Below are 21,123 nucleotides of genomic sequence, written 5' to 3'. Positions count from 1 at the left end.
ACACCCTGTTTTGTTATCAGGCTCTTCTCAGAACTAGCCTTTGACGGAGCCAGCGGTTAACCCACGCACGAAGTATTTGCCTGCCAGTACGTACACCACCAGGGTGGGTAGCGCTGCGATCATCGCTGCTGCCATATCGACGTTATATTCACGTACGCCGGTGGAAGTGTTGACAAGATTATTAAGCGCTACGGTCACGGGCTGAGTGTTGTGGGCCGAAAAGGCCACGCCAAACAAAAAGTCATTCCAGATTTGAGTGAACTGCCAAATCACCGAGACGACGATGATCGGTGCAGAAACCGGCAGCAGGATTCGCCAGAAAATGCGGAAGAATCCGGCGCCGTCCAACTTCGCAGCCGACACAAGCTCGTTGGGAATACCCACATAAAAGTTACGGAAGAAGAGCGTGGTAAACGCAATACCAAACACCACATGCACCAGTATCAAGCCAGCACGTGAGCTGGAAATGCCCAGCCAACCCAGGGTTTGCGCCATGGGCAGCAACACCACCTGGAAGGGAATGAAGCAGCCGAACAGCATTAACGCAAACACCAATTCGGATCCCTTAAAGCGCCATTTGGTGAGCGCGTAGCCATTAAGGGCGCCGACGGTGGTTGAGATCAATACCGCGGGAATAACAATTGCAAAGGAGTTCCAGAAATAACCGCCGACGCCATCGCAGCGCATGCCGGTACAGGCTTCTCCCCAGGCTTTTGTCCAGGGCGCGAGCGTCGGATTTTGTGGCCACGATAAAAGTGTTCCGGCGCTGATTTCACTTAGCGGCTTCACCGAGGTCATCAGCATCACGATAAGCGGCAGGATATAAAACAGGGCAGCAAGAATCAGCACGCCATACAGCACAACACGACCCAACCGTGCCGCGAAGGTTTGGCGACGAATGACATTATCCATGCTTACGGCTCCTTAATTCGGAGTAGAGATAAGGAATCAAAATCGCCAGCACGCCCCCGAGCATGAGCATGGCACTCGCAGACCCCAATCCAATCTGGGCGCGATTAAACGCGTGGGCATACATAAAGGTGGCCGGTAAGTCGGTCGCGTACCCAGGCCCGCCGCCGGTCAGTGCAATTACCAGGTCAAAACTTTTGATCGCAATATGCGCCAAAATCATTACGGCACTAAATACCACCGGGCGCAGGCAGGGCATCACCACACGCCAGTAAATGCGCGGCAGGCTTGCACCATCTAACTGAGCCGCTTTGACAATGCTGTCGTCGATGCCGCGCAACCCGGCCAGGAACAACGCCATGACAAACCCGGATGCCTGCCATACGGCAGCAATGACCAGCGTGTAGATCGCCATATCCGGGTCAATAATCCAGTCAAAGCGAAAGGACTCAAAACCCCAGCTCTGCACCATCGCTTGAATACCCAGCTGCGGGTTAAGCAACCACTTCCACACCACGCCAGTGACGATGAATGACAGCGCCATAGGGTAGAGATAAATGGTGCGCAGTGCGCCTTCCTGGCGAATTTTTTGATCCAGTAAAATGGCCAAAAACGCACCGATCACCAGACAAATGGCCACAAACAGCACGCCAAATATCATCAAGTTAGTGGAGGCAACCCACCAGCGATCATTCGCCATTAAACGGGCATATTGGCCAAAACCTACAAAATCGTAGCTGGGCAGCATGCGCGAGCTGGTCAACGAGAGCACGAAGGTCCACAGCATAAAGCCGTAAACAAAAAACAGCGAAATCGCTACCGACGGCGCCAACACCAGGCGCGGAAGCCACGCCTGCAAACCACCAGAAGATGTTGACCGCTTGGCACCAGGCCCTAAGCGCAGCGCAGAGGTATTTTTCATGGGGAGGTAACTCTTATAAAAAGAAGTGGCTTACCCGTAAACTCAAGCGCCGCCGTTGCGGCGGCGCCCTACAGCATTTCCTGGCGGTATTGCCTGCCCCCTACCTGAGTCAGGCTAAGCCAAGCGAAAAGTGCGTTAGAATGAGGCCGCTTGCGCTGCGCTCACCATACGTTCAGCGGCTTCTTCAGCGGTCATATCAGCGCTATTGAAGTAGTTAGTTACTACGTCAAAAATAGCCCCTTGTACATCCGCACGAACGGCCATGCCGTGCGCCATACTGGGCACTAAACCGCCCTCTTCAGCGGTGCGCTGAAAATCGGCCAGCGACTGCTGGGCACAGCTATCGAACTCGCTCATCTCCAGATCAGGACGCGCTGGGATTGAGCCTTTCGCCAGGTTGAAGGCTTCCTGGAAAGTAGGTTCAAGTACCAAACGTGCCAATGCCTGTTGTGCCTCACGCTCGCCGTCATCCGTCACCCGGAACATGGCTAGACTATCAATGTTGAAGGTAAATGCGTCTTCAGTGCCGGGTGCCGCTGCACACAGATAGTCTTCACCGGCTGTCAGCCCCGCCGCGGTAAACTCTCCTTTGGCCCAGTCACCCATCAACTGCATGCCTGCCGCGCCTTCAATCACCATCGCAGTGGCAATATTCCAGTCACGTCCAGGCATACCTTCATCCATTAGCTCACGCAGACGCTTGAAGTCTTCCAGCGACTCGATCATTTGATCGCCGCCCAGCGCTTCCGGATCTAAATCCACCAACGCCGCTTGGTAAAACTCACTGCCTTGACCACCTAATAACACGCTTTCAAATACCGTAGCGTCTTGCCAGGCTTGGCCACCGTGCGCCAGCGGCACAAAGCCCGCCTCGCGAATGGCCTCTCCTGCGACAAACAGTTCATCCAGCGTCGTTGGCATTTCAACCCCAGCGGCGTCCAGCACTTCGGGGTTGGCCCATAGCCAGTTCACCCGATGGACGTTAGCAGGTACCGCCACATACTGACCGTCATAGCGCATGATATTGGCGACAACCTCAGGCAGCAGTTCATCCCAGCCTTCGGCGCCCGCGACGTCATCAAGATTACCTAACAGACCCAGCTCGCCCCACTCCTGGATTTCAGGCCCCTTGATTTGAGCTGCTGAGGGAGGATTGCCGGACATGGCACGCGACTTGAGCACTGTCATCGCCGTTTCACCACCGCCCCCGGCGACAGCAAAATCCTGCCAGCCGTAGCCTTCAGCTTCCATTAGCTCTTTAAGCACGTTGGCAGCGCGAGCTTCGCCACCGGAAGTCCACCAGTGAAGTACTTCGACTTCTTCGGCATGAGCTGTCGCGGCAAGTGTAGCCCCGGCTAAGGCGAGGGCGAGGGTGGTTTTCTTAAACATCGGCATTGCGTCGCTCCTGATATTGTTATTGTCCTCTCGGACGTTCGGCCTTTAGAAGGTTACTCCAGGAAAAGCAGCAACGTGAGTTACCGAGTGCTGCATAGTGTTGGAGGTTTATTACAAACCCGTAATAGTTTCCTGACGCGGTAGCGTAAGGGTCACGATTAAGCCTTGTTCAGCATGGTTGGCGAGCTGAATATTGCCACCGTGTGCCCGGGCGATATGCTTGGCAATGCCTAATCCTAGGCCACTACCACCGGTATGGCGGCTACGTGAAGGCTCCAGCCTTACAAAGGGCGAAAACACGCGCTCTAACTGCTTTTCAGGAATGCCCGGGCCGTAATCGCGTATCTGTAAGGTGACGCTTTCCTCCTCATTAAACAGATAGATATCCGCCTGCTTACCGTAAAAAATCGCGTTCTCAAGTAAATTGGCCAGGCAGCGCTTCAGCGCTAGAGGCTTGACAACAATCGGCGCGATGTTGACGGCACTCTGGCGCTCAATCTTGACCTCCCCACCTTGCAAGCTAAGCGCCTCGGCCAGTTCTTCAAGCAGTTGCTCCAGGGAGACAGGCACGGGTTCTTCATGCAGGTCCAGCCCTTTTACCGATGCCAGTGCGCCTTTTACTAAACTATCCAATTCGTCCAGAGAAGCACAAAAACGCTCACGCTGGAGCGTGTCATCCAGCATCTCGGCACGCAGGCGCATGCGGGTGATCGGTGTTTTTAGGTCATGAGAAATAGCGGAGAACAGCCGCTCGCGCTCCTCAATCTGCTCACGTATGCGTCGCTGCATTCGATTAAATGCAATGGCAGTGGCCGCCACCTCTTTGGGGCCGCTCTCCTTTAAGGGGGGAATATCAAGGTCATCTCCCAACTGCCTAGCCGCGCGTGAAAGCCGTGCCAGCGGCCGGGTCACGCTGGTAATGCCCAGTAACGAAAGCGCCAACACGCTCAGCAGTACCAAAAGCCCTACCAGCAAACGCTCTTCAGAAAGCCAGCGATAGCCGCTAAAAATATCGGGCACGCCCAAGAGCGTGGCAACGTAAAGCCAGGTGCCGGGTGAAAGCTCTAACTGTACGACTAAAATGGGCGGCGATAGCGGCTCCATCATCAGGCTGTGCTGCCCCCAACGGGGCGGCAGGTCATAAAGAAGCACCTCGTTATTGAGTACGCGCAGATTTTCCGGACGCGAAAATTCGACGACGACATCGTCAATATTAAGCTCGCGAGTGAGCACCGAACGTACGTTGTTAACGACAACTTCTTTTTCCAGCCCCGAGCCAATATCGTTGACCATGAGTCGGCGCTCGTTAACGCTCACAAAAAACCGCGTCCCGCCCATATTGCGTAGCTGATCCAGCACAATATGGCGGTATTCAACGGGTAGCGAGCGGAAGAACCGCATGGTGGAGGCGATGCTAAAGGCCATGTTAGTGGACAGCTCATCAAGCTGAGCCAAATGGCTGGATCGTACCTGAGAACTCCAAAGCGCATAGCTGGCGCCTTGAGCCACCAGCACCCCAGCGATCATGATAATGACAAAACGCCCGCGCAGAGAGGCGGGCAGCCTGCGGGCCAGCCTACGCCTAATGCCTCTCCATCCTGCCGCTTTCACGTTAGTGCATCTACCTGGGCGGTTAACACATAGCCCGCCCCTCGCACCGTGCGGATCAGTTGCGAATGCTGAGCATCTTCGCCCAGCCGTTGGCGAAGGCGACAAACGTGAACATCAATGGAGCGATCAAGCGGCGGCGCGTCTCTCCCCCGGGTCAGCGCATAGAGATCATCCCGCGAGAGCACCGTGGCAGGGTGTTCCAGAAACACTTGAAGTAGTTGAAAATCGGCCCCTGAGAGCGAGGTACGCTCACCCTTCTCGTCAATCAGCTCTCGCGTCATGCGATCCAACTGCCACTGACCAAAACCCACCCAACGCGCTTGCCCTGTGGGAATAGGCGCCGCATCACTGCGCGTACGCCGCAATACCGCTTTAATACGCGCTAAAAGCTCGCGGGGGTTAAATGGCTTGCTCAGGTAGTCATCAGCACCTAACTCCAGGCCGAGAATTCGATCTGTCTCATCAGCACTGGCCGTGAGCATAATAATCGGCACATCGCTATGCTTTCTCACATCACGGCAGATGGTGAAGCCGTCATCGCCGGGCAACATTAAATCGACAATCAGCAAGTCGGGAGAACACTCCAAGCGCAGAGCATGCAGCGCCTCGGCGCCATCGGCGGTGAAAACGCGATAACCGTGGTGACCCAGATAATCAGCAAGCAGCTCACGAATTTCCGGATCGTCATCGACCACAATCAAGGTAGCAGCGGGTGTCGTCATTGCAGCGGCTTTGGCCCTACGTTGTTGTCGTTCTGGGGCCATGATGATGGTCGAGGGGACCGGGTATCTCAAGCCCCCTTCGACTAATGATGGGACTGACGCTAACGAATCTTCTTTTTAATGTCGCTTTCAGAGTGCAAATCGCTCGCGTAACAGCACAGCGACGGCCGCCTCGCCGTGGTGGCCTATCTGCCGCGCGGCGTTTAGCCTGCCGGCCATTTCTGGGTGTGAGTTAATCATGAAGTGCGGCTCTCCCACCAAGCTTAGCATCTCAACGTCGTTGAGGTTGTCGCCAAAAGCAAGGCAGTCTTCAGGTGCAACCGAGAGGCGCTTGAGCAGCGCCGACAAAGCTACTCCCTTATTGACGCCTCCCGCCATAATCTCTAACGAATCGCTGGTTGAATAGGTCACGTGAAGCGAGCCATCATTAATTTCGCGGATGGCGGTTTCGACCTTTAACAGCGCATCGGGGCGCCCGCCGTAAAGCACCTTACCGATCCCCTCGGTAGGCATCTTCTCCGGCGGCACCACCTGGTAGACAAATCCCGTGGCTGCATGCATTTCCAAATGGCTGGGCGACTCAGCATCTATGTACCAGGCATCGTCCAGGTAAAGGCTTAACCGTACATTGTCCGGGCGCGGCAATTTAATCAACGCGGCAGCCTGAGGGGAACCGACATGGTAGGCCGCCAGTAATTGATCGTTAGGGTCGTGTGTATAGGCACCATTACTGCTGATTAAATGGATGGGAACATTGAGCTGATCTCTAAAAACACGCATATCGGCATAGTGGCGTCCTGATGCAAGCACCAAGAGATGCCCCTGGTTGACCAACGTTCTCAAGACCTCAATGGTATCTTCGTGCAAGCGATGGTCGCGCCCCAATAGGGTGCCATCAAGATCAGAAACAATCAGCCGTGGTGTCATAACGTGCGCTCTCCATTAATGAAACATCAGCTTAACCGATCCTCCTCGGGCTATGTAACACCTTGATACTATCTAAGATACTATCTAACTAACATCAACTTCCACGGCGGATAATTGGCGCAGCCCCTGGGAATCCGTATAGTGGCAAGCTACTCTCGCCAACTGATTGATCTCATGCTTCAGAATAATTCTATGCTTGCTCAGCTCAAGCAACAAATTCGTGATACCACCCCGCGCGCTGAAGGGGTGATTAAAGCCACCGAGAAAGGCTTTGGCTTTCTCGAAACCGATAACGGTGAATCCTACTTCGTGCCGCCTCCCGCGATGAAGCAGGTGATTCACGGTGACCGCGTAGAAGCGGTGATTCACGAAAACGGTGACAAGAAATCGGTTGAGCCTGAAAAGCTGATTGAAGCCGGTCTTGACCGCTTTGTGGCGCGTGTTCAAAAGCGCGAAGATCGTTTGGCCGTCGTCCCTGATCACCCCTCTATTCGTAATGTGATCAAGTCACGTATCAAAAACAGCCTGGATGAAGCCAGCATTGCCGATGGTGACTGGGTGGTTGCCCGCCTGGTTCGCCATCCGCTTAAAGAGAATGACCGCGGCTTTTTTGCCCAAATTGATGAGTTGGTCGCCAAGTCGGACGACCCTGCGGTGCCATGGCGCGTCACACTTGCCCGTCACGCGCTGGAACAGGACTGCCCCGATGCGGGCACCGAATGGCCATTACACGAAGAAGGCCTGACCCGCGAAGACCTTACCGAGCAGCCCTTCTTCACTATCGACGGTGAAAAAACCCGCGATATGGATGATGCGCTACACGTAAGCAAACGCGCAGAGGGCGGCTGGCAGCTAAGCGTCGCGATTGCGGACCCCACTGCCTATGTAGAAGAGGGGCATGCCGCTGACCTGGAAGCACGTACCCGCGCCTTCACCGTGTACCTGCCGGGCCAAAACGTGACCATGCTGCCGGAACAGTTGGCCGATGACCTGTGCTCGCTACGGGAAGGCCAAGAGCGCCCGACACTCGCTTGCACGTTGGTTATCAATGCCGACGGCAGCCTGGGTGACTACCGCTTCTTCGCGGCGAACGTTAAATCGCATGCCAGGCTCGTGTATGACCGCGTTTCTGACTGGATTGACGGTCAAGGCGATTGGGCACCCGAAGATAACATCGCCGAGCAGCTTACTGCGCTGCAAGAACTCACCGAAGCACGTACCGCCTGGCGCAACGAGCACGCACTGGTCTTTAAAGATCGTCCCGATTACGTTTTTGAGCTTGACGCGGCAGGCAATGTGCTGGCGATCAATACCGAAGACCGGCGTATCGCCAACCGCATGATTGAAGAGTCGATGATTGCGGCCAACGCCTGCTGCGCGGACTTCCTGGCAAGCCACATCGGCCACGGTATCTTTAACGTGCATCGTGCCTTTGAGCCCGAAAAAGCCGAGGCGGCGCAAGAGTTCCTGGCAAGCCAGGAGATTACCGTTGAGCGTGAAGCGTTAACGGAACTGGATCACTACAAAGAGCTTAAGCGCGCGCTTGAGAGCCGCGATGACGCTTGGCTGGATGCCCGTCTGCGTCGTTTCCAGGGCTTTACCAGCATGTCTGCTCAGCCCGGCCCGCACTTTGGCCTTGGCTTGGCTGCTTACGCGACCTGGACATCGCCGATTCGTAAGTATGGCGATATGGTCAATCACCGTTTGATCAAACGCGTACTGAAAAGCGAACAGGCCCCGGCAGAAGCAAGCCAAGCGTTAACCGAGCAGCTCACCGAGCGCCGCCGCCTAAACCGGATGGCCGAGCGTGATGTGAAAGACTGGCTCTACGTGCGCTTCTTAACGCCTGCGGCGCAGAACCAGGACACGTTTGAAGCCGACATTATGGCGATTAACCGTGGCGGTATGCGCGTACGCCTGATTGAGAATGGCGCTACCGCGTTTGTTCCAGCTCCCTTGATGCATAGCGACCGCGACAAAGTGGCTATCGATGATAAAGAGGGACGCATTCAGATCGAGGGTGAAGAGCGCTATAAACTGGGCGATAGCCTGCGTGTTGCGCTGGTAGAAGCGCGTGAAGAGACCCGTTCGCTGGTGGCACGCCCCGCCTAAAGTGCCTGCCCGCCCATATGGGCGGGCTTATGACCTCGGCAATGTGACAGGCAATAGTCTGTTGCCGCTTGCCTCAGCGGTCATCAAAGTGACACATTATACAGGGGGCGCCTGCGGCCCCCTGCGTTTGCAATCATAAGTCGCCCGCTCAACTATCAGTGGTTCGAGGAGGTATCGGTGTAGTGCATATTGCCGACATGACCATGTTTTATGCGCCCTCCAGTGGCGGCGTACGTACCTATCTTGATGCCAAGCGTCATCGCTTGAACGCCCTGGCCGATGCTCGCCATACCCTGCTGGTGCCTGGCGAGCGCCATGTGTATATAACCCAAGATCACCGTGTTGATGTGCCCGCAACCCCACTGCCTTTCAGCAATGGCTACCGCTTCCCATTGACAAGGCGTCCCTGGCGGCGAGCGCTTAATGAGGTGCGTCCGGACCTGATCGAAGCCGGCGACCCGTATACCGTCGGCTGGGCGGCCATCGCAAGCGCCCGTGAGCTTGATATCCCGCTGATAGCCTTTTACCACTCCGACCTACCCACCATGATCAGCAATCGGCTGGGGGGCTGGTCACGTTCGCTGATCAATGGCTACATCTCGCGGCTTTATGATCATTATGATCGCGTCCTCGCTCCGAGCCGTGTGATGGCAGAGCGACTCGAAGGACTGGGTATTAAGGAGGTTCGCGTTCAGCCGCTGGGCGTAGATCTCACGACCTTTCGCCCTGCACTTCGCGATGAGCAGGTCAGGGTCGAGCTAGGGCTTAATGATGACACACGCCTGCTGGTTTTTGCCGGGCGCGGCTCGCAAGAGAAAAACCTGCCTATCCTGCTGGAGACAATGCGCCGCCTGCAGGACGACCCTTCTGCACAGCGCTATCATCTGCTGCTGGTCGGCTCCTCAATGCCGACGCAGGTTCCCGACAACGTAACGATCATCAATCATTTTTGCCCAACCGCCGAGATTGCACGTTATTTCGCCAGTAGCGATGCGTTGTTACATGCGGGCACCCAGGAAACCTTCGGGCTGATTGTGCTGGAAGCCATGGCTTGTGGCATTCCGGTAGTGGCAGCCCGCGCCGGTGCGCTGACCGAAAACGTTCCCGAAGAGTGCGGAATGTTGTGTCGACCACTGGACAGTGAAGATATGGCACGCAGCATTCAAGCTCTTTTTGAAAACGACGCAAAAGCCATGGGCCGTCGTGCGCGCGCGCATGTAGAACGCCATCATGACTGGGATATCGTCGTGCAGGGTGTGATGCAGCACTATCGCGAACTTCTGGGCATTAGCCATACGACAACGGTGAGCGCACAGCATGGCTAACAGGGAATTTGCACTGGTACTCCATGACATTGCCCCTATCACCTGGCCGGACTATCGCGCCTTTGTCGAGGAGATCGACAGCATGGGGGAGATCCCCATGACCTGGCTTGTCGTGCCCGACTTTCACCATCGCAGCAACACCTTTGAAGATACTGATCTCCTGCAGCTCCTGCATCAACGCCGGGAGCGCGGAGACGAACTGGCGTTACATGGTTTCTATCACTGCGATGATGCGCCCGCCCCCCGCACGCCGCGCGACTACTTCATGCGACGGCTTTATACCTATGAAGGTGAGTTTTATCCGCTCAGCTACGCTGAGGCACTTGAGCGTTTGCAGCGTGGCGTCGAACTTTTTCGTGCTCAGGGCTGGCCGCTGGAGGGGTTCGTTGCGCCCGCTTGGCTTTTAGGCGAAGGCGCACGGCAGGCACTAAAAACCCAGGGGTTTACCTATACCAGCGACCCCGGCCAGCTGTACTTTCTGCCAGACTACACACCGATTAAAGCGCCCTCGCTGGTATGGAGCGCACGCAGCCGCTGGCGGCGCGGTATGTCTTGGGTCGTTAATGAGCGGGCTAGGCGTCGTCATCGCCACGAACCTCTGATTCGCCTGGGGCTACATCCCGTGGATATGCGCCATGCTATTTCAAGGCGCTACTGGCTGACGACGATTCGTCGCCTGTTAGAAGAAGGCTATCGGCCCACCACCAAGATCAGTTGGTTACAGCGCCATTGCAGTCAGCACGATCAGACTGGCGCCTTATCATCACGTATGGACACCCGCCTTGAAAACGCTCGCCCAGAGCCAAACCCACCCCTGAATAATTAGACGCATGAAAAGAACACTCTGGCTGCTGGCCGCAGGTCTCATCGCTGTTATGGCCATCCCCATACTATTGGGTGGCACTGACCTTATTCATCTACTTGCCGGATTTCCACCAGGTCTGTTTGCGCTGATGTTGTGCATGATATTGGTCTGCTGGCTGCTTAACGGTGCCAAGCTGCGTGTTCTACTGGCGGGACGCGCCGGCAACATGGGGCTGATGCGTGCTACCGGCACGGTGATGGCCACTGAATTCGCCATTTGCGCCACGCCTGGGGGGAGCGGTGGGCCATTGACACTGATCGCCCTTCTCACGCGACGTGGCGTTCGACCCGCGCAGACCACTGCCATTTTTGCTGTAGATCAGATCATTGACCTGCTGTTTTTTCTCTGTTCGATGATCGCGATGATGATTTATGTCATCACGCGCTCAATTGATGCTCGGCTAGGATGGATGTTGGTGGTACCCATGGCACTCTTATGCCTGGCACTGCTCGGCGTCGTTCTCATAGGCCGCTATCATCGCCGCGTACTAATTGTGACCGGCCGCCTACTGTCTCGAATGCGTGTCAGTGCACGGCTCCAGCATGCCATGGTGCGCCGCATCCTTCTCTTCAAACAGGCCTTTACCGAAACCCTTCAGTTGCCGCGCTCAGCGCTGGCTTTGGCCTTCGGATTCGGGATCGTGCACTGGATCGTGCGCTACAGCATTCTCTACGTCACGCTGTACGGCCTTGGACAACATCTGGATTGGGCATGGACCTTCCTGGTGCAAATGCTCTCCATGGCGGCTGGCCAGCTGACCCTGCTGCCCGGCGGCGCTGGGGGCGCCGAGCTCTCCTCGTCGGCCCTGCTGGCCCCTATGGTGGGCCAAAGCAGCGCGGCAGCCGCCATTTTGATCTGGCGTGCTGTCACCTACTATTTTTATCTGATCGCCGGGGCACCGGTATTTATGCTGATGGCAGGACGCCCGCTGCTCAGAAAAATTCTTGAAGGCCGCAAGCGTGAGGTCGAGGGTTAAAGTGACGGCGGTGCAGTCAACATGCAGACACAAAAAAGGGGTGCCATTTGGCACCCCTTTTTGATCCGCTTGCTAGCTTACCAGCCCGTCACTTCTTTCAGTGCGTCGCCGATTTCTGCCAGAGAACGAACGGTTTTAACACCGGCGTCTTCAAGGGCAGCAAACTTCTCGTCAGCCGTGCCTTTACCACCAGAAATGATGGCGCCAGCGTGGCCCATACGCTTGCCAGGAGGTGCAGTAACACCGGCAATGTAAGAAACCACTGGCTTGGAAACGTGATCCTTGATGTAGGCGGCAGCTTCTTCCTCAGCCGTACCACCAATTTCACCGATCATAACGATCGCTTCGGTTTTCGGATCCTTCTCGAACATTTCCAGAATGTCGATAAAGTTGGAACCCGGAATCGGGTCGCCACCGATACCGACACAGGTAGACTGACCGAAACCGTGGTCAGTGGTCTGCTTAACAGCTTCGTAAGTCAGCGTACCAGAGCGGGAAACGATACCAACGCGGCCCGGCTGGTGGATGTGACCCGGCATGATACCGATTTTGCACTCACCCGGAGTGATAACACCCGGGCAGTTCGGGCCAATCAGACGTACGCCCAGCTCGTCGCATTTTACTTTTGCGTCGAGCATATCAAGCGTAGCGATGCCTTCGGTAATGCACACGATCAGCTTGATGCCAGCGTTAGCGGCTTCAAGGATTGAGTCTTTACAGAACGGAGCCGGTACGTAAATAACGCTGGCTTCCGCGCCTGTTTTCTCAACCGCTTCTTTAACGGTGTTGAAAACTGGCAGGCCCAAATGCTCCTGGCCGCCTTTGCCCGGCGTAACACCACCGACCATTTGCGTACCATAGGCAATCGCCTGCTCGGAGTGGAACGTGCCCTGGCCACCGGTGAAACCCTGGCAGATGACCTTGGTGTTCTTATCGATCAGGATACTCATTACTTGCCCTCCGCCGCTTTAACAACCTGCTGAGCCGCATCGGTCAGACTGGTAGCAGCGATGATGTTCAGACCGCTGGACGCCAGTTTCTCAGCACCCAACTCGGCATTGTTACCTTCCAGGCGAACCACGACTGGCACGTTGACACCCACTTGCTCAACGGCACCGATAATGCCTTCAGCAATCATGTCGCAACGTACGATACCGCCGAAGATGTTAACCAGAACGGCTTTCACGTTGTCGTCAGACAGGATGATCTTGAACGCTTCTGCTACGCGCTCTTTGGTCGCGCCGCCGCCAACGTCCAGGAAGTTAGCCGGTTTACCGCCACTCAGGTTAACGATGTCCATGGTGCCCATGGCCAGGCCTGCGCCGTTTACCATGCAACCAATGTTACCGTCGAGTGCGACGTAGTTCAGTTCCCACTTCGCTGCATCGGCTTCACGCTGATCTTCCTGGGAAGGGTCGCGCATGGCCTGCAGGTCCGGGTGACGGTACAACGCGTTGCTGTCGAGGCCAAGTTTGGCGTCGAGGCAGTGCAGGTTGCCTTCGTCAGTGATAACCAGCGGGTTGATCTCTAAAAGTGCCAGATCCTTGTCGTGGAACAACTTGGATAGGCCCAGGAAGATCTTGGTGAACTGCTTGACCTGGTCGCCTTTCAGGCCCAGAGCAAACGCCAACTCACGCGCCTGGTACGGCTGTGCGCCAACCAGCGGATCAATTTCGGCTTTAAGAATCTTTTCCGGCGTCTCTTCAGCAACCGTTTCGATTTCAACACCACCTTCGGTCGAGGCCATGAAGACCACGCGACGGGTAGTGCGGTCGACAACGGCACCGAGGTAAAGCTCATCGGCGATATCAGTGCAGGTCTCTACCAGAATCTTGGCAACCGGCTGACCTTTTTCGTCAGTCTGAAAGGTTACCAGGTTTTTGCCCAGCCACTGCTCAGCAAATGCCTTCGCTTCAGCCGGATCTTTGATCAGCTTAACGCCACCCGCTTTACCACGGCCACCTGCGTGCACCTGGGCTTTGACTACCCACATGTCGCCGCCGATCTTTTTGCAGGCTTCTACTGCTTCTTCGGGAGTGTCCACGGCAAAGCCTTTAGACACTGGTAGACCATAATCAGCAAACAGCTGTTTGCCTTGATACTCGTGAAGGTTCATCGATTCATGCCATTGGTTGCATGTGACTCGAACGACAACCCGTTTTCAAAACGGGTTGTCCCCGTACTTTCGCGCGCTATTTTACAACATGCCCGAAAGTGATGCGCCACCTTATGGTGGCGCTTGGTGGTTACCGCTGAGCTTATTTGCGCTTTTTACGATTGGCCATGTGAATTGCATGGCCTTCCACCGCGAGAGCCGCTTCATGAATGGCTTCAGAAGTGCTCGGGTGGGCATAGCAGGTCAACGCCAGATCTTCAGCGCTGGAACCAAATTCCATCGCGATAACGCCTTGGGCAATCAGCTCACCCGCGTGCTGACTGACGATGTGCATACCCAGAATGCGGTCTGTTTCGGCATCGGCAATAATCTTGGCCATACCTTCAGGCGCATTGTTGGCAAGCGCACGACCGTTGGCAGAGAACGGGAAAGAGCCGGTTTTGACTTCAATGCCTTTGGCTTTGGCATCCTGTTCCGTCATACCTACCCACGCTACTTCTGGCGACGTGTAGATAACGCTGGGGATGGCGTCGTAATTCATTTCAGCTTTATGGCCAGCGATAATGTCAGCGACCATAACGCCTTCTTCAGACGCTTTATGGGCAAGCATCGGACCACGTACACAGTCACCAATCGCATAAACGCTTGGGACATTGGTACGGCACTGGTCATCAACGAAGATAAAGCCACGCTCATCAAGCTCAACGCCTACGCCGTCGGCAATAACGCCTTGCGTATAAGGACGACGACCCACACAAACAATCAGTTTGTCGAAGGTCATTTCCTGTTCGCCGTCACCATCGGTGTACTTAACGACGACTTCGTTGTCCTTGACCTCAGAACCGGTTACGCGCGCACCCAGTTTGATGTCCAGCCCTTGTTTCTTGAGCAGTTTCTGGGTTTCTTTGGCAATCGCGCCATCAACCATCGGCAAAAAGCTATCCATGGCTTCAAGAACGGTCACTTCAGAACCTAAACGCTTCCAAACGCTGCCCAGCTCCAGGCCGATAACACCGGCACCGATAACACCCAAACGCTTGGGCACTTCGGTAAACTCAAGTGCGCCTGTAGACGTAACAATCAGGTCGTCGGTCAGCGGCGTCGGCGGAATCTCAACCGGTACGGAGCCTGCGGCGATAACAATGTTGTCAGCCGTGTAGGTCGTGACATTGCCATCATGGTCAGTTACTTCAACTTCTGTAGACGAAGTAACCTTACCTTTACCTTCCAGCGAAGTGACACCGTTGGCCTTGAACAGCGCGCTGATGCCACCAACGTTTTTGTTAATGACCGAGTTTTTGAACTCGAGCATTTTGGCGATGTTAGCCTTCGGCGCGTCAATCTCGATGCCGACTTCAGCAAAGTGATCACGTGCTTCAACAAACTTATGTGACGTTTCCAGCAGCGCTTTGGAAGGAATACAGCCGACGTTCAGGCAGGTGCCGCCGTGAACAGTCTTGCCTTCCTTGTTAACCCATTTTTCAACACAGGCTGCTTTCAGGCCCATTTGCGCTGCGCGGATAGCAGCTACGTAACCGCCAGGGCCGGCGCCGATAACGATCACATCAAACTTGTCAGCCATGTTGGCTCCTTTAGCTCGGTGCTCTTCTCTCGTATTTACATTGCCGAGAGAAGAGCGGTGTGCGACTGCATAAGAAGGGTGGCGCGTATTGAAATATCAATACGCAAGGATACGTGGTCTACGTACCTTAGACGTCCAGCAGCAGACGTGCCGGGTCTTCCAGCAATTCCTTAAGCGTAACCAGGAAACGTACGGCGTCTTTGCCATCAATCATACGGTGATCATATGACAGTGCCAGGTACATCATGGGGCGAATTTCAACCTTGCCATTAATAGCCATCGGACGATCCTGGATTTTGTGCATACCCAGGATAGCCGTTTGCGGCGGGTTGATAATCGGCGTCGACATCAGAGAACCAAACGTACCCCCGTTGGTGATGGTAAAGGTGCCGCCGATCATGTCGTCCATGCCCAGCTTGCCGTCACGACCACGCTTACCGAAATCAACAATCGTTCTTTCGACATCAGCAATTTTCATGCTGTCGGTGTCACGCAGTACGGGGACCACCAGACCACGGTCGGTGGATACCGCAACACCGATATCCTGGTAACCGTGATACACAATGTCGGTGCCGTCGATGGAGGCATTAACATCCGGGAAGCGTTTGAGTGCTTCAGTCGCCGCTTTTACAAAGAAGCCCATAAAGCCCAGCTTGATATCGTGAGCTTTTAAGAACGTATCTTTGTACTGCGCACGCAGGGCCATGATCTCAGTCATGTCCACTTCGTTATACGTGGTCAGCATGGCAGCGGTTTGCTGCGCTTGTACCAAGCGCTTGGCAATCGTTTGACGCAGGCGGGTCATCGGCACGCGTTTTTCAACACGCTCGCCTTCAACAGCCGCTGGGGCCGCTGCCGCCTTGCTCGGCGCAGAAGACTTGGCAGCACCTTTCTTGGCTGAGCCATCTTTAACGGCTTTTTGCACGTCTTCTTTTAGAACACGACCGCCTTTGCCCGTACCTTCAATTTTGGCAACGTCAAGGTCGTGCTCGGCAATCAGCTTGCGCGCAGCCGGTGCAACGATCTTGTCGCCCATTTTCTCATCGCTGGCGCCATCGTCCGCAGAGGCGGCTGGCTCTTTATCGGCCGCTGTTGCTACGTCGCTACCGCCGCCTTCGGTGAAGACCGCAAGAATCGCTTCAGACTCTACCTGGCTGCCCTCTTCGGCTTTGATTTCAGCCAGCGCACCATCAGCAGGCGCAACCACTTCAAGCACGACTTTATCGGTTTCGATATCGGCCAGCACTTCATCGCGCTTAACCGCTTCACCGACCTTTTTGTGCCAAGCCGCCACGGTGCCTTCCTGGATAGACTCAGGGAAGCTCGGCGCTTTTACGTCATGCTGCTTGCCGCCGCTGGCTTTCTTCTCTTCTGTTTTCTCTTCTTTCTTTTCGTCTTGCTGTTCGGCTTTCTCGGCTTTCGGCTCATCAGAAGATTTCTCTTCTTTTTTACCGCTGTCGCCCGAGGCGCTGCCTTCACCAATTTTGCCAAGTACCTGCTCAGACTCGACGGTTTCGCCCTCTTCGGCCATTACGTCAGTCAGGGTACCCGCTTCGGGTGCAACCACTTCCAGCACCACTTTGTCGGTTTCGATTTCAACAATCAGTTCGTCACGCTCGACGCTGTCACCCGGCTTTTTGTGCCACGTAGCCACAGTACCTTCGGCAACGGATTCCGGAAAGGTTGGCGCTTTGATCTCGGTAGCCATGTCGTTTCCCTTATGTGTTCTCTAAATCCGGTGGGCGCTTTACAGATTAAAAGCGTCTTCCACCAGCTGGCGCTGCTGTTCAGTATGGACGGACATATAACCCGCTGCCGGCGCGGCAGAGGCAGGACGTCCTGCAAATTTCAACTCGCGTCCGAGGCCATCTTTAAGCATATCGGCCACTGTACGCATGTGGTGCTGACTGGAGTACCAAGCGCCCTGATTCAACGGCTCTTCCTGGCACCAGACAATATCTTCCACATTGCCATACGCTTGAAGCACTTCCAGAAGTTCTTCTTTCGGGAAGGGGTAAAGCTGCTCAAGACGTATGATCACCGTATCGTTACGCTCATTTTCTGCACGCCATGTGGCCAGATCATAGTAGACCTTGCCTGAGCACAGAATCGCACGCGTTACGTTTTCAGCGGTCAGGCCAGCTTGATCCGGCAACACCATTTGGAACTTGCCATGGGCAAGATCTTCAAGGCTCGATACCGCTTCTTTGTGACGCAGCAACGACTTGGGCGACATAACAATCAGCGGCTTGCGCAGCGGACGAATCACCTGACGACGCAGCAAGTGATAAATCTGCGCAGGTGTCGTCGGCACACAGACCTGCATGTTGTGCTCAGCACACATTTGCAGGAAACGCTCCAATCGCGCAGACGAGTGCTCTGGGCCTTGGCCTTCATAGCCATGGGGTAGCAGCATCGTCAGGCCACATAAACGGCCCCACTTGCTCTCACCAGAAGAGATGAACTGATCAACGACAACTTGTGCACCGTTGAAGAAGTCACCAAACTGGGCTTCCCAGATAACCAGGTCATTCGGCGCAGTGGTGGAGTAACCGTACTCAAACGCCAACACAGCTTCTTCCGATAGGAAGGAGTCGTGAATGGTGAAAGCCGGCTGACCATCGGCCATGTTTTGCAACGGCACGTAGGTAGAGCCATCTTTCTGGTTATGAACCACAGCGTGACGGTGCGAGAACGTACCGCGACCCACATCCTGACCGGTAATCCGGATAGGGTGCCCTTGGTCAAGTAACGTGGCGTAGGCCAGCGTTTCAGCAAAGCCCCAGTTCATTGCCATACCGCCCGCCTGCATCTTGCGTCGGTCTTCATAAATCTTGGCAACCTGGCGCTGCACTTCAACCCCACCCGGGATCTCGCACATTTTTGCAGCAAGCTGCTGCAAGCGCTTCATATCAATTGACGTATCTGCATCGCCCGTCCACTCATGCCCCAGGTACGGCGCCCAATCTACAAACAGGGATTTATTGGGTTCCTGAACCAGTGCATTGGCAACGTGGTTACCCGCGACCAGATCATCGCGATAGGTTTCCATCATCGCTTTGGCGTCGTCTTCAGATAGAACGCCTTGGTCAACCAAACGCTTTGCGTAAACCGTACGCGTCGACGCATGATCCTTGATTTTGGCGTACATCAAAGGCTGCGTACCAGACGGCTCATCGGCTTCGTTATGCCCACGGCGACGGTAGCAGACCAGATCAATAACAACGTCTTTTTTGAACTGCTGTCGATAATCCAGCGCCACTTGGGTCGCATGGATAACGGCGTCAGGATCATCACCATTCACATGAAAAATGGGCGCCTGGACCATCTTGGCAATGTCGGTACAGTACTCGGTCGAACGAGCATCCATGGGGTTGGACGTCGTAAAGCCCACCTGGTTATTGATGACGATGTGAATCGTGCCGCCGGTCTTATAGGCACGGGTCTGAGACATCTGGAATGTCTCCATAACCACGCCTTGACCCGCGAAGGCAGCATCACCATGAATATTGATGGGTAACACCTTGTCGCCGGCAGGATCCTTGCGGCGGTCTTGGCGCGCGCGTACGGAACCTTCAACAACCGGTGCGACAATTTCCAGGTGCGAGGGGTTGAACGACATGGCCAGGTGGACTTCGCCGCCCGGTGACATGACGTTGGAGCTAAAGCCCTGGTGATACTTCACATCGCCAGAACCACGCTCAATCACCTTCTTACCATCAAACTCATCAATCAAATCAGCCGGGTTTTTGCCCAGAATATTGACCAACAGGTTAAGGCGACCGCGGTGCGCCATACCGATAACGACTTCCTTCGTGCCATAGCCACCGGCACGCTGGATAAGCTCGTCCATCATCGGAACGAAGACCTCACCACCTTCAAGACCAAAGCGTTTGGTACCTGGGTATTTGGATGCCAGATAAGTTTCCAAACCTTCAGCAGCCGTCAGACGCTCAAGCACATGCTTACGAACATCATCGCTAAACTTGGGAGCACTGCGCACTGATTCGAAGCGCCGTTGTAGCCAGCGTTTCTCTTCGGTGTCCACGATATGCATGAACTCACAACCGATGGAGCGACAATACGTCTTCTCCAGCGCGTCCACGATCTCACGCAGTGGTGCCTTATCAATACCCAGGAAAAACGAGCCGGTCTGGAACTCGGTATCAAGATCAGCCTTCGTCAACTGATGGAATGATAAATCGAGGTCAGGGACGGGGGTAGGATTACGCAGCCCAAGCGGATCGATATCAGCCTTTTGATGACCACGGAAGCGATACGCATTGATCAACTGCAGGACTTTCACCTGCTTTTTGTTCTCACCGCTATCGGCAGCGGCAACTACCCGGCCCGGGCGGCTTTCACGACCTAGCTGGTAGAATTGATCACGAGTCGGGCTTAGTGGAACATCGTGGGAGGCACTGCCCTCGGAACTCGGTAGCTGGTCAAAATAGCTACGCCATTCGTCAGAAACAGCATCAGGATCGGCGAGGTACTGCTCGTAAAGCGCTTCCACGTAGTGGACATTGCCACCACTAACGTGAGAGGAACGCCACATTAACTCCATTATGCCTTGTTGCATCTCTCGGTCACCCTACACTGATGGGGTGGTATCGGCATCGCTGCAAAAAACAACGACATCGCTATTGCCCTGCCGGCGGGGCGGAACATGTGCCGGCGGCACCGACCAACGGCCGGAAGCCCTACTTAATTACTATTTCTTAACTGCTATTTCTTAACTGCTATTTCTTAATTGCTATTCTTACTCAGTTCATGCTCAAAAGCCGGTACTCGCAGCACCGGCTTTTAAACTTGACTGCTCATAAGGTGCGGCGACGCGCCGCACCTTATGACAAGCCCTATGATAACAAGCGAAGCGCCACGATTTAAGTAGTAAAACGAGACTTGTTGCGTGGCAATCGCTTTTTATTGACTCACAAGGCGTTTATGTTGCATCTGCGAGCAGCATTTCGCGAATTTTACCGATGGCGCGCGTCGGATTTAAGCCTTTCGGGCAAACCGCTACGCAGTTCATGATGCCACGGCAGCGGAACACCGAGAACGGATCTTCCAGGCTGGTCAAACGCTCGCGGGTTGCGGTATCGCGAGAGTCCGCCAGGAAGCGGTAAGACTGCAGCAAGCCAGCAGGACCTACGAACTTGTCCGGGTTCCACCAGAACGACGGGCAAGACGTAGAGCAGCAAGCACACAAGATGCACTCGTACAGGCCATCCAACTTTTCACGGTCTTCTGGCGACTGCAGACGCTCAATGGCGGGTGCTGGCGTTTCATTTTGCAGGTACGGCTGAATACGCTCGTACTGCTTATAGAAAATCCCCATATCCACAACCATATCGCGGATAACCGGCAGGCCAGGCAGCGGGCGCAGGATCAGCTTGTTGTTTTTCACAACGTCCGACAGCGGTGTAATACATGCCAGGCCGTTTTTGCCGTTCATGTTCATACCATCAGAGCCGCAAACACCCTCACGGCAGCTACGACGGAACGCCAGGCCGCTGTCCTGTTCTTTCATCATATGAAGAACATCCAGCACCATGACATCGCGCCCTTTGGTATCAACTTGAAACTCCTGCATATAGGGCGCGGAGTCGGTTTCCGGATTGTAACGGTATACGGATACCTGAAGATTGGACATTATAA

General features: G+C 55.0%; 16 protein-coding genes. 4 read left to right on the top strand and 12 right to left on the bottom strand.

Annotated elements, in window-relative coordinates; genetic code table 11:
- Nucleotides 1–33: 33 nt before the first annotated feature.
- The 6 genes from ACT3RU_RS10575 to ACT3RU_RS10550 all read right to left on the bottom strand — a co-directional run bounded on the left by ACT3RU_RS10575 (nucleotide 34) and on the right by ACT3RU_RS10550 (nucleotide 6,486).
- Nucleotides 34–912, bottom strand: a complete 879-nt coding sequence (locus tag ACT3RU_RS10575; protein ID WP_087106241.1) for a carbohydrate ABC transporter permease — start codon at nucleotides 910–912, stop codon at nucleotides 34–36.
- Complete coding sequence (locus ACT3RU_RS10570; protein WP_192527813.1) at nucleotides 905–1,831, bottom strand: carbohydrate ABC transporter permease; 927 nt, start codon at nucleotides 1,829–1,831, stop codon at nucleotides 905–907. The genes ACT3RU_RS10575 and ACT3RU_RS10570 overlap by 8 nt, the downstream gene beginning before the upstream one ends.
- A gap of 135 nt (nucleotides 1,832–1,966) precedes the next feature.
- Nucleotides 1,967–3,226: an ABC transporter substrate-binding protein gene (locus ACT3RU_RS10565; protein WP_087106245.1), complete on the bottom strand. Its 1,260-nt coding sequence runs from the start codon at nucleotides 3,224–3,226 to the stop codon at nucleotides 1,967–1,969.
- Between the two features lie 111 nt (nucleotides 3,227–3,337).
- On the bottom strand, nucleotides 3,338–4,753 hold the full coding sequence (locus ACT3RU_RS10560) for an ATP-binding protein (protein WP_192527814.1): 1,416 nt from the start codon (nucleotides 4,751–4,753) through the stop codon (nucleotides 3,338–3,340).
- A gap of 80 nt (nucleotides 4,754–4,833) precedes the next feature.
- Nucleotides 4,834–5,559 (bottom strand): response regulator, encoded by a 726-nt coding sequence (locus ACT3RU_RS10555; RefSeq protein WP_192527815.1) that lies wholly within the window; start codon nucleotides 5,557–5,559, stop codon nucleotides 4,834–4,836.
- 129 nt (nucleotides 5,560–5,688) lie between these two features.
- Nucleotides 5,689–6,486: an HAD family hydrolase gene (locus ACT3RU_RS10550; RefSeq protein ID WP_192527816.1), complete on the bottom strand. Its 798-nt coding sequence runs from the start codon at nucleotides 6,484–6,486 to the stop codon at nucleotides 5,689–5,691.
- 174 nt (nucleotides 6,487–6,660) lie between these two features.
- Here ACT3RU_RS10550 and ACT3RU_RS10545 point away from each other — a divergent pair, with 174 nt between their 5' ends.
- The 4 genes from ACT3RU_RS10545 to ACT3RU_RS10530 all read left to right on the top strand — a co-directional run bounded on the left by ACT3RU_RS10545 (nucleotide 6,661) and on the right by ACT3RU_RS10530 (nucleotide 11,764).
- Nucleotides 6,661–8,598, top strand: coding sequence for an exoribonuclease II (locus ACT3RU_RS10545; protein WP_192527849.1), 1,938 nt, complete (start codon nucleotides 6,661–6,663; stop codon nucleotides 8,596–8,598).
- Between the two features lie 182 nt (nucleotides 8,599–8,780).
- A complete protein-coding gene (locus ACT3RU_RS10540) occupies nucleotides 8,781–9,923 on the top strand; it encodes an N-acetylglucosaminyl phosphatidylglycerol synthase (RefSeq protein ID WP_192527817.1) in 1,143 nt (380 codons plus the stop codon).
- A complete protein-coding gene (locus ACT3RU_RS10535) occupies nucleotides 9,916–10,749 on the top strand; it encodes an N-acetylglucosaminyl phosphatidylglycerol deacetylase (protein WP_192527818.1) in 834 nt (277 codons plus the stop codon). The genes ACT3RU_RS10540 and ACT3RU_RS10535 overlap by 8 nt, the downstream gene beginning before the upstream one ends.
- 4 nt (nucleotides 10,750–10,753) lie before the next feature.
- Nucleotides 10,754–11,764, top strand: coding sequence for a glucosaminyl phosphatidylglycerol flippase (locus tag ACT3RU_RS10530; protein ID WP_087106256.1), 1,011 nt, complete (start codon nucleotides 10,754–10,756; stop codon nucleotides 11,762–11,764).
- 77 nt (nucleotides 11,765–11,841) lie between these two features.
- Here the strand turns inward: ACT3RU_RS10530 and sucD are convergent, their stop codons facing one another.
- The 6 genes from sucD to ACT3RU_RS10500 all read right to left on the bottom strand — a co-directional run bounded on the left by sucD (nucleotide 11,842) and on the right by ACT3RU_RS10500 (nucleotide 21,118).
- Entirely contained in the window at nucleotides 11,842–12,714 is an 873-nt protein-coding gene (gene sucD, locus ACT3RU_RS10525; protein ID WP_172117205.1) for a succinate--CoA ligase subunit alpha, read from the bottom strand.
- Nucleotides 12,714–13,880 carry an ADP-forming succinate--CoA ligase subunit beta gene (gene sucC / locus ACT3RU_RS10520; RefSeq protein WP_087106261.1) on the bottom strand — a complete coding sequence of 389 codons (1,167 nt, stop codon included), beginning with the start codon at nucleotides 13,878–13,880 and terminating at the stop codon, nucleotides 12,714–12,716. The genes sucD and sucC overlap by 1 nt, the downstream gene beginning before the upstream one ends.
- A gap of 142 nt (nucleotides 13,881–14,022) precedes the next feature.
- Nucleotides 14,023–15,462: a dihydrolipoyl dehydrogenase gene (gene lpdA, locus ACT3RU_RS10515; protein WP_192527819.1), complete on the bottom strand. Its 1,440-nt coding sequence runs from the start codon at nucleotides 15,460–15,462 to the stop codon at nucleotides 14,023–14,025.
- 127 nt (nucleotides 15,463–15,589) lie between these two features.
- On the bottom strand, nucleotides 15,590–17,170 hold the full coding sequence (odhB, locus tag ACT3RU_RS10510; RefSeq protein WP_087106264.1) for a 2-oxoglutarate dehydrogenase complex dihydrolipoyllysine-residue succinyltransferase: 1,581 nt from the start codon (nucleotides 17,168–17,170) through the stop codon (nucleotides 15,590–15,592).
- A gap of 39 nt (nucleotides 17,171–17,209) precedes the next feature.
- A complete protein-coding gene (locus ACT3RU_RS10505; RefSeq protein WP_087106266.1) occupies nucleotides 17,210–20,044 on the bottom strand; it encodes a 2-oxoglutarate dehydrogenase E1 component in 2,835 nt (944 codons plus the stop codon).
- A 363-nt stretch (nucleotides 20,045–20,407) separates the two neighbouring features.
- Nucleotides 20,408–21,118: a succinate dehydrogenase iron-sulfur subunit gene (locus ACT3RU_RS10500; RefSeq protein ID WP_087106268.1), complete on the bottom strand. Its 711-nt coding sequence runs from the start codon at nucleotides 21,116–21,118 to the stop codon at nucleotides 20,408–20,410.
- Between the last annotated feature and the right edge of the window lie 5 nt (nucleotides 21,119–21,123).

Origin of the sequence: Halomonas sp. TP35, from assembly GCF_052375975.1 — a bacterium.
GTDB classification, from domain to species: Bacteria; Pseudomonadota; Gammaproteobacteria; order Pseudomonadales; family Halomonadaceae; genus Vreelandella; species Vreelandella citrativorans.
Note: the sequence above shows the minus strand (reverse complement) of the source record. Positions and strands in the feature narration are given on the sequence as shown.